1 protein-coding gene is annotated in these 705 nt (G+C 47.9%); it reads right to left on the reverse strand.

What is annotated here, in order from left to right; all coding sequences use genetic code 11:
• Window positions 1-705 (reverse strand): class I tRNA ligase family protein (locus ACS8FD_RS20630; protein WP_439277240.1); only part of this gene is annotated, 705 nt, incomplete at both ends.

The raw sequence follows: 705 nt of genomic DNA on the forward strand, positions 1-705 counted from the left end.
GCTCGGCCGCGACTGCCACATAAGTCACACCCATTAAAGTATCAGGGCGAGTAGTGAACACGTCTAAAGTATTGGTTTCGCCAGCCAGCTCATAAGGGAAGTGTACTTCCATACCCGCACTACGACCAATCCAATTGCGCTGCATCGTCAGTACTTCAGAGGGCCAGTGACCTTCTAACTGGTCTAAATCATCAAGCAGCTCATCGGCATAATCAGTGATGTTAAAGTAATACATGGGGATGTCGCGCTTTTCAACTGCAGCGCCACTACGCCAACCTTTACCATCAATGACTTGCTCGTTGGCTAATACAGTATTGTCGACCGGATCCCAGTTGACTGTCGCAAGCTTTTTGTAGACCAAGCCTTTTTTGTATAACTGTAAAAACAACCACTGCTCCCACTGATAATACTCAGGGCTACAAGTGGCAAATTCACGTGACCAATCAATGGACAAACCAAGCAGTTTGAGCTGTGCACGCATGTTGTCAATATTGGTAAACGTCCATTCAGCAGGGGGCGTTTGGTTGGCGATAGCTGCGTTTTCTGCTGGCAAGCCAAAACCATCCCAGCCCATTGGCTGCATGACATCAAAACCCTTAAGACGATAGTAACGGCTTAAGACATCAGAGATGGTATAGTTACGCACGTGACCCATATGCAGCTTGCCGCTTGGGTACGGGAACATCGAGAGCATATAGCGAGAAG

Source organism: Psychrobacter sp. 1U2 (genome assembly GCF_051847575.1).